This window comes from Paenibacillus sp. Y280, from assembly GCF_056786335.1.
On record NZ_JBXCIW010000027.1, the window covers coordinates 1 to 13,024 of the forward strand.

A 13,024-nucleotide genomic window follows, 5' to 3' on the forward strand; every position below is an offset into this window, starting at 1 on the left:
ATCCATGCTTGACGACGTTGTTCTCTCGTGGTCATGTGGCAACCTCCTTCATTGGGTTGCCTTCATTTTCTCATGAATGGTTTGGACGTTGAAGGTGGGCTGGATTTGACGCTTACCCAATAACGATAATAATCAAGCTTATTGATAAAATCCATTTTTTCATCTACAGCTAACCCCATCTCTTATCACCTTTACTCTTTTTCCAAATTATTCTTTTCCTATTTAAACGATTTGTATATAAGAAGGGTTGCAGATCATTTGTAAGTAATTTGATTTTATGAAAAATAAGAGGTAAAGAACTATCTAAGAATTAGTACGGACTTTCGCCTAGAGTGCTTCAATATCAAGTAAATTGATATAAGTTACTTAATTCTATTTTCGTTCTTTATTTCGTGTGCCATGTTAGCCGATTGGGTTGTATAGATAAAGGCAAGAGCTTAGCTCCAGATGATCTGGATTATGGTAATATTAAACAAAACAAACGATAGATGAAGTTCATATAAAAGACGTATGTTAGCTGAAAGTACCCTAAGGTGAACGGAGAGAAGTTATGAAACCTAAGTTAATCGTATTGGATCTAGATGGTACTCTTCTAAATTCAAAAAAACAAATATCTAAAAGAAATTTGTTTGCTTTGCAGTAGGTGAAAGCTGCGGATATTAATATAATTTTTGCAACAGCCCGTCCACCAAGGGCTGTGAAATACGAAGATATAAATTTGTTTTCTTTTGGAACGGTGGTATTTTATAATGGCGGATTATTTCAATGCAATGTTACAGATCGAGAAATTCATTATTCAATATCAAAAGAATTAGTTGGTGTTATTTCGATTATTGCCTATCGGTAGACCCTAAATCCAATATTAGTGTTGAAGTCAAAGATGAATGGTTCACTTATAAATCGTTGGATTATCGAGAAATGATGAAGATTACAACAAACCCCACAATTATTAGCTTAGAAAAACTAAAAACCTTTGATTGTACTAAAATCCTTATAACGGATTGTCATGATTCTGAACAAATCATTAATAAGTTTGGAGACCGTGTTAATATTTTAAGCACAGATGATGGGAAGTTAATTCAAATAATGTCTTTAAAATCGTCTAAAGAAAATGCTGTTAAGTATTTGATTGAATCACTAGGTTATAAAATGAGTGATGTCATGTGTTTTGGAGATGACTTCAATGATTTAGGATTGTTTCAATCCTGTGGTATTTCAATAGCCATGGGAAATGCAATAAAAGAATTAAAAGAAATTGCAACGGAAATAACAGAAACGAATGATAATGATGGAGTTGCTTTAATATTAGAAAGACTCTACTGAACAACAGTGAGCAACACCACACATGTTACGAGTAGACAGTGACAACAAACATGTACGTGTCCGAAGGAATGTGTTTGCTCTAATAAAAAATCACTCTGCCCATATTCGATGAATGTTTGGCTTATCATCTGCTGAGAAGGTAAGATGAAATACATCAGGATTGGATAAAGATTCCCACTCTTTAAATCCAAAACGGTCATCAAAATGCTTAAGTAGGAGTGATATCAGGTTTCCATGTGAAACTAATACAATGTTTTTGTTCTCCTTATTCAGAACTTCCATGACTACACTTACGGCACGGCTCATAGCCGTGTTACTGGACTCTCCACCCTCATAGCATATGTCTAAGTCAACGTATGTCTTACGAAGCATATCTCGCCAATCAGGATGATTCTTGCTTGATAAAAGCCTCTCTGCCAATCTATCATCCAAAACAACTTCTATACCTATTTGTTCAGCCAATGGAGCTATGGTGCGGTAAGCCCTTTCAAAAGGGCTTGAAATGATAAAATCAATATCTTTATCTAAGAGAAATTTAGCAAGATTCTCAGCTTGTTGAATACCTAGTTCAGTTAGCCTAGCATCAGGCTCCTGCCCATCTGCTTTGCAATGTCGCACAATATAAACATTTTTCATCATTATTGTTATCTCCTTGCTAGTGCTACTCTTCTTATACTCTCTTTTGTCCAAAGAGGAGCTTTGGGATGATTCATTATTTCATCGTAGGTCATCCAATGAACGGCTTCAACCTCATCGGGACTCTTGTTATGTGCTGTACCTCTGTTATATTCACATAGGAAGACCATATTTATAACGTTGCATCCATCATCTGTTACAAATGAGGAACTGTATACAAAAGTAACAGCATCTTTTATCTCGATGCCAACTTCTTCATAAAGTTCTCGCTTTACAGTCCGTTCTAGGATTTCGAGTGTGTTTCCTTCAACGTCTACTTTTCCTCCCACAAGAGACAGAGTACCCCCTGCATGTTCTTCTTTGGTACTTCGTGTAATAACAAGCCATCTATCATCCCTACAGATTGCACCTTCTATGTTTACTATGAACACGCTGTCTTGCTCCCCTCTAAAGAGATTCTACTATAGCAACTTTAACATTATTTCCCTGACGTTGGAACCTTGTGTGCGTACAAGGTAATCCAAAAAGTTTTTCATAGGTACAACGAGCATAAAATTCAATTAGACGTTAAAACCCCATGACTCGGCACTGGGTGGGGTGAAATACTAAATAGCCCTGTAGAAACTCCTACATGGCTATTAGAGAGCTATTGAGTTGGTATATACTGTTAATACCAAATTGCTTACCCTTTAGATTCTTTGGCTTGTTGGCGGTGGCAGTCTTATCGCTTCGCCTTATAAAACTCATGATAAAGCTTCATCAACGCCCTTTTCTCAATCCGCGACACATAGCTTCGCGATATTCCAAGCTCCTTCGCAATCTCCCGCTGCGTCCGTTCATCCCCGCCATGCTCCAGCCCGAAGCGGCCGATCACAACTTCCTTCTCGCGGTCATCGAGTATGTCTAAATTCTTATATATCTTCGACTTTTCAATCTTCAGCTGCACCTTATCCACGATATCATCAGCCTCGGTGCCGAGGATATCGATCAAAGTAATCTCATTGCCTTCCTTGTCCGTGCCAATCGGATCATGCAGCGATACGTCCTTGCGCGTCTTCTTCAAAGACCGCAGATGCATAAGTATTTCATTCTCGATACAACGAGCTGCAAATGTAGCGAGCTTCGTCCCTTTCCCGGTTTGAAAGCTCTCGATTGCTTTGATCAGTCCAATTGTCCCGATACTAATTAAATCTTCGAGGTCCTCCCCGGTATTGTCGAATTTTTTCACTATGTGAGCGACTAAGCGGAGATTGTGCTCAATGAGCAGGTTACGGGAACGCTGATTGCCTTCGGCCATCAGTTGCAGATGTTTGGTTTCCTCCTCTTCTTGAAGAGGCTGGGGAAAAGCATTGTTTTTAACATAAGAGACGAGCAATGAAAGCTGCTTAATGAATAGCGCTATCGCTGAGAACAATCCAGGCATTGTACCGTACACCCCCACGTTGTATTAGCTCAGATCGGAATAACCTACCTGCTTTTTCCGATTCGGGCGAACATTGAAGTCTGTTCTTTATTGTATGTGGGTAGCTGCCTAGAAGTGCATGTACGCTGAACGCAGCAAAGAAATTTACTAGTTCCTAACAGTTTTTTGCCAATGCCTAATTGATCACCATTCCACTACTAACCTTTAACTGTTTCTTTGCAGTGAGCGCGGATGCATCTGCATGAACTCGATCGGGAAGCCATCAGGGTCCTTCGTCCAGCACTGGTAATTGTGGTCTTTGCCGCGCTTTGGCTCAACGTCTACCTTGATGCCATGCTTTTTGAGGTGGTTAGCTATTTCAAATATATCGTCGACCTCAAAGCATATATGCGCCGAGCCCGCATTTTTCGGATGATGGACATAAGGGCGCTTGCCGTCATAGAACAGTTCTCGATGCTGCAAAACCAAAGCGTACCGTATTTGCACTAGAGATGATGCCCTGGGTGTTCCCTGATTCGGCGGATTATAAATCAGCACACCTATATAAGCATATAAGATCAGCAAAAAATACAATAGCCCTTTTCTAGCTATCAAGGGCTATTGCAAGAAATAATTCCTATTCTACGTTCATATGAAGCTGTCTGATGAGAACCGGATAGGGCTAACTAAACGAGCTCAGTCATTCGAATATCATCCCTTGCAGAACGGTTTGTCTAACAACTCGGTACGTCTTGCCCGCTTCCAGCTGGAACTTTACGATATCGGAGCTTGAACGCTCGCCTACCCGTTTATCGCCATCAAAAACAACAATGGAAGACGTTCCACATCTCAGGCAGCAATCTGTGCTCTTCTTAGCCGCAATACGTGCTTCCTTGAGCAAGCCGTTCTCCCATTCGAGATCGACGGTCAACGCCCCTCTTGCCCGCAGCCCCGTCGCCTTGCCGCTGCTCCAATCCGAAGGCAGCGCCGGCAGCAAAGCAAGCTCTCCGGCGTGCGATTGCAGCAGCAGCTCGGCTATGCCGGCCGCGCCTCCGAAGTTGCCGTCAATCTGGAACGGCGGATGTGCATCGAATAGATTGGGATAGGTCGAATGCGTCAATAGCTGACGGAGATGGGAATAGGCTTCGTCGCCATCCTCGAGCCTAGCCCAAAAATTCACGATCCATGCCCGGCTCCATCCGGTATGGCCGCCACCGTGAGCCAATCGGCGCTCAATCGTCCGCCTTGCTGCCTCGGCTAGGTTCGGGGTCCGGCGTACATGTATCTGTTCACCAGGATGGAGCGCGAACAGCTGCGATATATGCCGATGTCCGATATCCGCTTCATCATAGTCCTCCAGCCATTCCATGATTTGTCCATGCTTGCCGATCTCAGGCAGCGGCAGCTTGGCAAGCGCCTGCTCCAGCTCGCTGCGAAACTTGGCCTCCGTGCCTAATATACGCAGCGCTTCTATGCAAGAGCTCCATAGCGCATGAACAATTTGGCTGTCCATCGACGGCCCCATACAAAGCGTGCCTGTTTCTCCGTTTGGTCGCACGAAGCGGTTCTCCGGCGAGAGCGATGGTCCCGTAATTAGCCTGCCTGCATCATCCTCTGTCATATAGCCAAGGAAAAACAAGGACGCTTCCTTCATGAGCGGATACGCGCGCCGCTTCAGAAACTCCTCGTCCAGCCCGTACCTGTAATGCTCCCATAGATGGAGAGACAGCCATGCTGCTCCCATCGGCCAGATGGAGGAAGAAACAAGCATACCCTCAACATGCGTATCGCCCCACAAATTCGTATTGTGATGAGCGACATAGCCTTGGCAGCCATAAAGCTCGCGAGCCGTAACCCTGCCCGCAGAGAGCATGCTCTCCGCCAAATCGAACAGCGGCTCATGGCATTCCGGAAGGCCGCCGACCTCCGCTGGCCAATAATTCATCTGGGTATTGATATTAATCGTATATTTTGATTCCCATGGCGGTGTAAAGCTCGCATTCCAGATTCCTTGCAAATTGGCAGCGAGCGTTCCCGGCCGCGAGCAGGATAAGAGAAGATAGCGGCCAAATTGATAATACAAAGCGAAAAGCCCCACATCATTCGCACCCTCAGCCAGTCTGCGCAAGCGGGCATCTGTAGCCAGCTTATCAGCTTGCTCTGCTTCTTCTTGCGCCTGAGCGCCGGAGCCGTGAAGCTCAAGCTCTACCCTTCGATAATAAGAAGAGTAATCGGTCACATGCCGCTCACGCAGCTCTGCGTAGGGAAGCAGGCTCGCAGCATGCAGTTGATCAAGGCAAGCCTGCTGCGGGTCGGGATGCCGGAATGAGGTATTAGCCGCGAGCAGCAGCGTAACCGCGTCTGCCCCTTTAATCGAGAGGAAATCCCCAATGACCCGTACGGCTCCTCCCTCCGCAACCGCTTGAACCGCAGCGGCATATTGCACGCCGCCGGGTCCACATTGCCCGCGCAACAGAATTGTCTGCTCATCTGCCGCCGCTGTTCCTTCATCGAAAGGCCGGCGCATCAGATTGACGCCTATCGTTAAAGTGCCAGGCATGTCTGCAGTCAATCGGACAACGAGAATCTGATCGACTGCGCTGCTGAAGTACTCCCTCTCGTAAGTAACGTGATTCCGTTCATACCGCACACTGGTGATCGCTTCTTCCAGATCAAGCTCCCGCTCATAACCAGCCGCAGCGCCTTCATGCCCCTGCATCCACAGCAGCATTTCGCCTAGAGGCTGATAAGGATGAAGATATTTGGGGCTGGACATAAGTGCCATCCGCGCCAAATGCTCAGCTTGGCTTTGCTTGCCCTGCTGCAGCAGCTTCCGAATTTCCGGCAGGTTAGTCCGCGCTTCAGCATTATTTCCTCGAATCGAGCCGCCGTACCAAAGCGAATCCTCGTTCAGCTGCAAGGTCTCCTTCGCAACGCCGCCGAATACCATGCCGCCAAGCCGGCCATTGCCGATAGGCAGCGCTTCCTCCCACTTGCCTGCAGGCGCTTCGTACCAAAGCCTTCGCTTCATCTTTGCTATCCCCTTCCTTATTCGTTCTCCCGTCTATTCGTGCTGAAAGCCCAGCCCCATCGTGGCAAAGCGCCATATCACACTTGAATAAGAGGCCGGAAGCTCCGTTTCGCCAGACAGTACGCCTTGAAACTCACCGTCCTCCGACTTCGTTACAACCGCCTTCCACCAGCCGCATGCTCCGTTTTCATGATCCAAGGTTGCCCCATCATCGTCATACAGCAAGCATGATCCGGCTTCAGAGCCAAAATGCACCAGCTCAAGCGGAGCTTGCTCGCCGGGACGGAGCGCATGCGGCAGCGATGCCATCATCGGAATGACCGCGCCGTCGCGCACAAACACCGGTATCGTCGCAAGGTCAGCGCGAACCCTAATTACGCCGCCCCCTTCGTACCGTTCTCCAGTCTCAAACCCGATCCACGAGCCAGAAGGAAGGAGCACCTCACGTTCGCTCTCGCCTTCAACGAGAGGAGCGACAAGCAGTGAATCCCCGATCATATATTGATCGTCCCACTGCGGTATATTCCGCTTCCCGTATGCGCCATCCGTCGTATTCAGCTTCTCCGCTTCCATCCGCTGCTCCTCGGCGCGGACGAGATCATCTGACGTTACGACGAAAGGCATCGCTTGAAAAGGAGGTATCCCTTTTTCCCAATAGCTGGCAAATGCCGTATATAAATAAGGCTGCAGTCGCATCCGCAGCTTGATGTAGCGGCGAATGATCGGTTCAACCTCGGGAAATGACCAAGGCTTCGTCCCGTCGCCCCAAGCGTTCAGCATGGCCAGCGGCGAGAAGCAGACGGTCTGCATTCTTCTTACCCAGTCCTCGGCGCTGCGCGCTCGGCGCACCTCCGGCGACCAAAGCAGCCCGCTGAAGGAAGAGTTGCAAAGCGCTCTAATAAACTGCTTGTGATCATAGAGATCCGAGTAAAGAACATAAGGCAGCGAAGAGGCCGCTGCGTTCGATGCGCGAACCAGACCATAGGTTCTCTGGTTGTCTGCGCGGTACAGGTCGTTTGTCATTTTTTGAAACATCAAGCCGTACAGCTGCCGCATCTGTTCACCGTCCAACCCAGACGGGAAGCTGGCATGCTCCGGGAACATCCAGGAATTGTTCGTCAGCTCGCTGCCGTCGCATTCGTCCAGCTTGTAGCCTGATACGCCGATCGCGACATGCTTCTCCTTATGCTGCTGCGCATACAGCTCGCGGGCTTCCGGCAGCGCGTAATCAGGGGCGAGTCCTCCCCACACGGAATAATCGCCTGAAAGCGGCTTAAGCGCACGGTATAGCTCGCTCTCTGGCGATACATAAGGATGCTCCCACAGGTTGACGCGGAAGCCATTATCCGCCAGCTCGCGAATGAAGCGCTCAGGAGCAGGGAAGCGTTCCTCATCCCACTCATACGTAACCGGGTAGCTGCGGCTGTGCCAGCCCGGCTCCAAACCGATTACGTCGCAAGGATAATCCCGGCTGCGGAATTCCATCGCTTCTGCCAGCGCCTCCTTCTCGCTGAATAAGGTTGGCACGCGATGCCAAAAGCCCAGCCCCCACTTCGGCGGCAGAGCACCGCCGCCGCAGAAGAGATTGTAGCGGCTTACAACATCGCGAAGCGCTGGGCCGCCAAAGATATAGATGTCCGCGCCTTCCTCCGGCAAGCGGATCTCCGCTTGCGATGATGGCAGCGTTGCACGCCAGCTCGCATCGCGATTGCGGTCTTTCGCATCCTCATTCCTCGTCTCGTCCAGGCGAACAGCTGAGCCGAGATGCATGGTGACCGCGCGTGCCGTATCAATAAGAACGCCGTAGCCGCGGTCGCTAACGTAAAAAGGAACCGGTGCATGCGTTTCTCCCGTATCCTGCTTCGGATCGCTGTTTACGCGAAGATACCGAGTCCGCCCGCGCTGGTTCATTCGCATGAACTGCAGTCCTGTTCCATAAAGCTTCTCATTAGATGTAAGCGGCAGCGCGAGCATGCGGCGTCCGCTTACAGATTCCTCTATTCGAACCTCATCCCATTCAAAGGGCGGAGCCGCCTTCGCCATCAGTCCGAGCGCTTCCAGCTTCGGCTCAGCTCCGATTAGAGATAAAGGTGTAGGCACCTGTGAATTTCCAGTAGTGGCGCGCCATACGCCAGGCGCAGCTTCCGTCCATGTCAAAGCCGTCATGGCAAGGCCCTCCCCAAGTCCGGCAATTCGATTTGCATCCTGTTACCCGATTCGCCAGACATATTCGCATAATGAACAAGCGCCTGCGTAAGCAGATAATCGTTGCCGCTTGTTTCTGCTTCACTTCCTGTTTCAAGCGAGGTTATAAACTCTGTCAAAATATCCGTTTCACCCACATCGGCGAAGTCGGAAATCAACTGGATCCCGCCCTCTTTGTAAACTCGAATTTCCTTGCCGGTCAGCACTAGCGCGCCGTCTGTTCCCTCGATTTTCCAATCGCCGCCCCATAGCGTCTCCGGGCCTCTCGAGGCGATCGTTGCCGCATAACCCGCAATTAATCCGCCCTCCATCTCAATGATTGCATTTGCATTAATAAGCGCGCCTTCCTCTTCCCAGCTTCCAATCGGATTATACAATCTCGCTTGGATGGCCTTTCCTTCCAGCCCAGTCAAATAACGTAGCATATCAAAGTGATGTACGCCTATATCATCCAAAATGCGCACAGCATACTTGCGCTGCACCTGATGAAAGCGGCGGAACTGAATGTCAATCGTCGAGATTGTACCGATGATTCCCTCATCCAGCAGCTGCTTCATTTTGCGCACATAAGGAAAACGCCTGTAATTCTCTGCGATCATGAACGGAATATTCTCCTTCGCGGCTCTTGCCACGATCTCTACTGATTCCGAATAATCGAACGAGATCGGCTTCTCGCAGAGGACGGGAAGCCCTTTGTCGAATGCAGCATGGTTCACCCGCGTATGCGCAGCCGGCGAGGTCACATTGACAAGGAAGTCGGCTTCCTCGCTCGCGAGCGCCTCCTCCAAGGACGTATAGAATGGATACGGCGCCCCTTCCAGCTTAGCCTGCATAGCGGGGTCCGCTTCAACGACAGCTGCGAGCAGCCCCCTGTCTCTTAATCTTTTGTACCAGCTAAAGCCTGCACTGCCGAGACCAACCAATATTGCCTTCATTGCTCATTCTCCTCCCGATTCCACTAGCGGAAGCGTTTGACGTTTCTCCTTCAAGGCGTAGCGCTTGGCTGCACTCCCGTACAGCCATTGCTCTGCGGTATGCAGCGCGGTATCGTAATCGATCCATTCCGATTCCAACCGCTCCCATAAAAACTCGGCGGCCAGCTTCTTCACGAGCAAAATTTTGCCAAAGCTCCATTCCATGCAGCGGGCATCGGATACGATGACAGAGCTCTTGCTTGCGGGCAGTGCCTCGAGTCTATATTGCATGCTGTCTCGGTAGGTGCTTGCGCGAAAGTTGAACCACCACATCCCGCCGATATGAACATTCGGGAAGTTCCATGCCGCCTGCACGGCATCTAAGTTATTGAGCTCCGATGCGAGCACAAGCTCAAATGGACAGCTGTATTTCTCAAATAATGCCGTCAGCTTCAAAATTCTTTCCGTATCGTTTACGGGTACGGCAGTTCCGCACCATGAGCGCTCTACGCCTAGAAATAGCTGAACGAGCAAGCCATTATGCTCAGCCGCCGCGCATACCGCATGCAGAAGCTCCATCATAATTTCGTCGCGGCTGCTTTCATGGCTAATCGCTCGGCGAATATGAGCGCTAGCTTCATACGCCGGCAGCGTCGTCATAACGCCGGGTAAGCCAGCGTCTCCGTAATCGCCCAGCAGATGACTAATCTCCGACTGGACGGCCAGAAACTCGCTAGATGGATCAGCAGAACGAGCCACGCGATCTCCCCACTTGCCAAGTGCCCCGTCTATTCGCGGGATAAGTACCGCATGCTCGCGCATGCCCTCGAAGGCCGCGTGCTCCGGATGATTCACGACAAACCGGCGTATATTTAGACGATCTGCGATCTGCTGCGCCCAGCCTTCGTCTGCTCTGGAGCGCTTAACAGCGGCAATCGCTTCTTTAATGGATGCGGCATCCTTAATCTCAATCCCGTACAGCTCCCGCATAATCGAAGTAAAAGCCCAGTTCATCAGCGTGCTTCTCGTTTCCTTATAAGCATCTAAAAAAGCCGTGATGCGCTCTTCTTCCGGCAGCTTGTCGGCATCCGCTGGATAGCCGCCCGCCTGCAGCTCCCTGAACAGCCAGAAGTAATGCGCGATCTCCCAAAAGTCGCGCGCTCCCAGTCGGTCGCCCACTAGATGGGTATGCGTATCAAATACCGGCAGCTCCAATACGCGATTTATGAATTGTGCTTTAGTTCCGCCATTCCCATTCGAGCTCATGTGAACATCTCCCTCTATCTGCTTTAGCTATTGACTCGTCTTAATCGGTAAAGCTTGCTGCGGAAATCACCCTTCCAAATGGGAAGCTTTAATCCGACCCTCATCAGTTCGTCCCCGCCGAACAACTCCTCGCCTTCCTCAGGCCGATCTGCATCGTACACAAGATAGTCTTGATCGGGGCTCAGGCCGTTCAAACGAAGCTTCTTCAGCGGCGCATTTGGCTCAGACAACACTTGGAAATAAGCGACTAGCGCTTCAGAGCCATCCTCCATCACGAACATCCAAGCCGTATCGTTTCCTTGGAATGGACTTCGCAAACGGTAAAACTCACCGCTCTGGATGAGGAAGCGCATATCTTTATATAAGCTGATCTGCTGCTTCACTGCCGTTTTCTCCGCCTCTGTCAGCAAGGCTGGATTGAGCTCATAGCCGAAGTTGCCGGACATGGCGACATGACCGCGCAGCTCGATAGGCGTTGTCCGGTGCACTTGATGGTTAGGAACGGCCGATACATGAGCACCCATCGCGCTGATCGGGTAGACGATGCTCGTACCGTATTGAATTTTGAGCCGCTCGACGGCATCGGTGTTGTCGCTTGTCCATGTCTGCGGCATATAATAGAGCATGCCGGGGTCGAAGCGACCTCCGCCGCCGGAGCAGCTTTCGAACAATACATACGGGAAGGCCGCGGTGAGGCGCTCCAACACCTCGTATAAACCGAGAATGCAGCGATGCGCAGTCTCCCGCTGCCGCTCAGGAGGAAGCAGCGCCGAGCCGACTTCCGTCATATTGCGATTCATATCCCACTTCACATAAGTGATCGGGCAGCTCTGCAGGACATCCGTTATCGCCCCAACAATATAATCCCGAACATCCTGACGGGAATAGTCGAGCACCAGTTGCTGCCGCGCCTCCGTTCTGCGGCGGTCAGGCACATGCAAGCACCAGTCTGGATGGGCGCGGTACAGCTCGCTCTCCGGTGAAACCATCTCCGGCTCGAACCATATTCCGAACTGCAAGCCCAGCCTTCGCACCCGCTCGACTAGATCGGGAAGACCGTTTGGCAGCTTGCGTTTGTCAACAAACCAGTCGCCCAGCGAGCTTTTATCGTTATCCCGCTTGCCGAACCAGCCATCGTCAAGCACAAACAGCTCCGCACCGAGCTCTTTCCCCTCCTGCGCGATCTGTTCGATCTTGTCCGCGTCAAAGTCAAAGTACGTCGCTTCCCAGTTGTTGAGCAGAACCGGACGCGAGCGGTCGCGGTAAGCCCCGCGGCATAGGCGGGTACGATACAGCTTATGGTAAGTTCGCGACATGCCTCCGAGTCCTTCCGGCGAATAGACGAGCACAGTCTCCGGCGTTTGGAACGACTCTCCAGGTTCCAGAAGCCAGCAGAAGTCAAAAGAATTAATGCCCATAACGACGCGAGTCGTATGGTAGGGATCAACCTCCACCTGCGCCGTGAAGCTGCCGCTGTATACGAGGCTGAAGCCAAATGCCTCGCCTTGCTCCTCGTTCGCGTCCTTCGAGAGAAGCGCAAGGAAAGGATTCAGCGAATGGCTGCTCGCTCCCCTCCTGCTCTCGATGACCGACCCGCCTGATGCGAGCGGACGACGCTCGATATGACGCTCCCTCGCCCATGTTCCTGACAGCTGAAGCATATCGAAGTCATCATGAGGGAAGTCAATGCCCATGCTGAGCGCGCGAAGCAGCTTTATCTTTGTGCCGCTTTCGTTGATGTAGCGGACAGAACGGATTACGGCATCCAGCTCGCGGAAAATCGTGTAGGTCAGAACAGCCTTTAGTCCAATTTGAGAGTCGCTAAGGACGATATCAAGGCTTTCTGCCTCGCTTGCCTCCATCGCATAGGTAGAAGGAAGACCCTCTAGCGCGGGCTTGCCGGCATAGATACGGTGCGATTCATAGATCAGCTCGCTTACTGTCGTGCCATTCTCGAGCTGCACTTGATACGCAGGAACACGGAAATCGCTGCCGCCGAAGCCTGGCAGCTCTTGAGGAAGCGTATCGAGCGACAGGGTCAGGTCGCTTGGGTCCGTCGACGGAGAGAAGGAGCATCTGCGCCGAATAGCAAGAAGCTGTCCGGGGCTGGTGCCCCGGACTTTGCCTCCAAAGTGTACGTGTGCGAGATATTTGGACTTTATGAGCTGCATAATATAACTCGATGATCGGCTTTGCAGATGGAACGTCTGCGCTGCCTCGTCATAGACGATAGTCATGGTTTTCCTC

At 50.5% G+C, this 13,024-nt stretch carries 11 protein-coding genes; 2 read left to right on the forward strand and 9 right to left on the reverse strand.

Features of this window, described 5'->3' with window-relative positions; translation table 11 throughout:
• The first annotated feature begins 550 nt into the window (after window positions 1–550).
• Complete coding sequence (locus AC1TPC_RS23605) at window positions 551–643, forward strand: HAD family hydrolase (RefSeq protein WP_482069208.1); 93 nt, start codon at window positions 551–553, stop codon at window positions 641–643.
• Between the two features lie 122 nt (window positions 644–765).
• The gene (locus AC1TPC_RS23610; protein WP_482069209.1) at window positions 766–1,323 is read left to right on the forward strand and encodes an HAD hydrolase family protein; all 558 of its coding nucleotides are present in this window, start codon (window positions 766–768) and stop codon (window positions 1,321–1,323) included.
• 90 nt (window positions 1,324–1,413) lie between these two features.
• Here AC1TPC_RS23610 and AC1TPC_RS23615 read toward each other — a convergent pair whose 3' ends face one another.
• The 9 genes from AC1TPC_RS23615 to AC1TPC_RS23655 all read right to left on the reverse strand — a co-directional run bounded on the left by AC1TPC_RS23615 (window position 1,414) and on the right by AC1TPC_RS23655 (window position 13,014).
• The gene (locus tag AC1TPC_RS23615; RefSeq protein ID WP_482069251.1) at window positions 1,414–1,959 is read right to left on the reverse strand and encodes a histidine phosphatase family protein; all 546 of its coding nucleotides are present in this window, start codon (window positions 1,957–1,959) and stop codon (window positions 1,414–1,416) included.
• A gap of 8 nt (window positions 1,960–1,967) precedes the next feature.
• Window positions 1,968–2,390, reverse strand: coding sequence for an NUDIX hydrolase (locus tag AC1TPC_RS23620; RefSeq protein ID WP_482069210.1), 423 nt, complete (start codon window positions 2,388–2,390; stop codon window positions 1,968–1,970).
• A 290-nt stretch (window positions 2,391–2,680) separates the two neighbouring features.
• Window positions 2,681–3,382, reverse strand: a complete 702-nt coding sequence (gene sigK / locus AC1TPC_RS23625; RefSeq protein WP_053374990.1) for an RNA polymerase sporulation sigma factor SigK — start codon at window positions 3,380–3,382, stop codon at window positions 2,681–2,683.
• Between the two features lie 204 nt (window positions 3,383–3,586).
• The gene (locus AC1TPC_RS23630) at window positions 3,587–3,919 is read right to left on the reverse strand and encodes a VOC family protein (RefSeq protein ID WP_482069252.1); all 333 of its coding nucleotides are present in this window, start codon (window positions 3,917–3,919) and stop codon (window positions 3,587–3,589) included.
• A gap of 142 nt (window positions 3,920–4,061) precedes the next feature.
• Window positions 4,062–6,392: a glycoside hydrolase family 95 protein gene (locus AC1TPC_RS23635; RefSeq protein WP_482069211.1), complete on the reverse strand. Its 2,331-nt coding sequence runs from the start codon at window positions 6,390–6,392 to the stop codon at window positions 4,062–4,064.
• Between the two features lie 33 nt (window positions 6,393–6,425).
• Window positions 6,426–8,558, reverse strand: coding sequence for a TIM-barrel domain-containing protein (locus AC1TPC_RS23640; protein WP_482069212.1), 2,133 nt, complete (start codon window positions 8,556–8,558; stop codon window positions 6,426–6,428).
• A complete protein-coding gene (locus AC1TPC_RS23645; protein ID WP_482069213.1) occupies window positions 8,555–9,532 on the reverse strand; it encodes a Gfo/Idh/MocA family protein in 978 nt (325 codons plus the stop codon). Before AC1TPC_RS23645 ends, AC1TPC_RS23640 begins: the two co-directional genes overlap by 4 nt.
• Before the next feature lie 3 nt (window positions 9,533–9,535).
• Window positions 9,536–10,777 carry a glucuronate isomerase gene (locus tag AC1TPC_RS23650; protein ID WP_482069214.1) on the reverse strand — a complete coding sequence of 414 codons (1,242 nt, stop codon included), beginning with the start codon at window positions 10,775–10,777 and terminating at the stop codon, window positions 9,536–9,538.
• Between the two features lie 23 nt (window positions 10,778–10,800).
• Window positions 10,801–13,014, reverse strand: a complete 2,214-nt coding sequence (locus AC1TPC_RS23655; protein ID WP_482069215.1) for an alpha-galactosidase — start codon at window positions 13,012–13,014, stop codon at window positions 10,801–10,803.
• Between the last annotated feature and the right edge of the window lie 10 nt (window positions 13,015–13,024).

Excerpts from the sequence above, each read along its gene's own strand:
- AC1TPC_RS23605 (WP_482069208.1), top strand. The coding sequence starts at position 551 with ATGAAACCTAAGTTAATCGTATTGGATCTAGATGGTACTCTTCTAAAT.
- AC1TPC_RS23610 (WP_482069209.1), top strand. The coding sequence starts at position 766 with ATGCAATGTTACAGATCGAGAAATTCATTATTCAATATCAAAAGAATT.
- AC1TPC_RS23615 (WP_482069251.1), bottom strand. The coding sequence starts at position 1,959 with ATGAAAAATGTTTATATTGTGCGACATTGCAAAGCAGATGGGCAGGAG.
- sigK (WP_053374990.1), bottom strand. The coding sequence starts at position 3,382 with ATGCCTGGATTGTTCTCAGCGATAGCGCTATTCATTAAGCAGCTTTCA.
- AC1TPC_RS23635 (WP_482069211.1), bottom strand. The coding sequence starts at position 6,392 with ATGAAGCGAAGGCTTTGGTACGAAGCGCCTGCAGGCAAGTGGGAGGAA.
- AC1TPC_RS23640 (WP_482069212.1), bottom strand. The coding sequence starts at position 8,558 with ATGACGGCTTTGACATGGACGGAAGCTGCGCCTGGCGTATGGCGCGCC.
- AC1TPC_RS23645 (WP_482069213.1), bottom strand. The coding sequence starts at position 9,532 with ATGAAGGCAATATTGGTTGGTCTCGGCAGTGCAGGCTTTAGCTGGTAC.
- AC1TPC_RS23650 (WP_482069214.1), bottom strand. The coding sequence starts at position 10,777 with ATGAGCTCGAATGGGAATGGCGGAACTAAAGCACAATTCATAAATCGC.
- AC1TPC_RS23655 (WP_482069215.1), bottom strand. The coding sequence starts at position 13,014 with ATGACTATCGTCTATGACGAGGCAGCGCAGACGTTCCATCTGCAAAGC.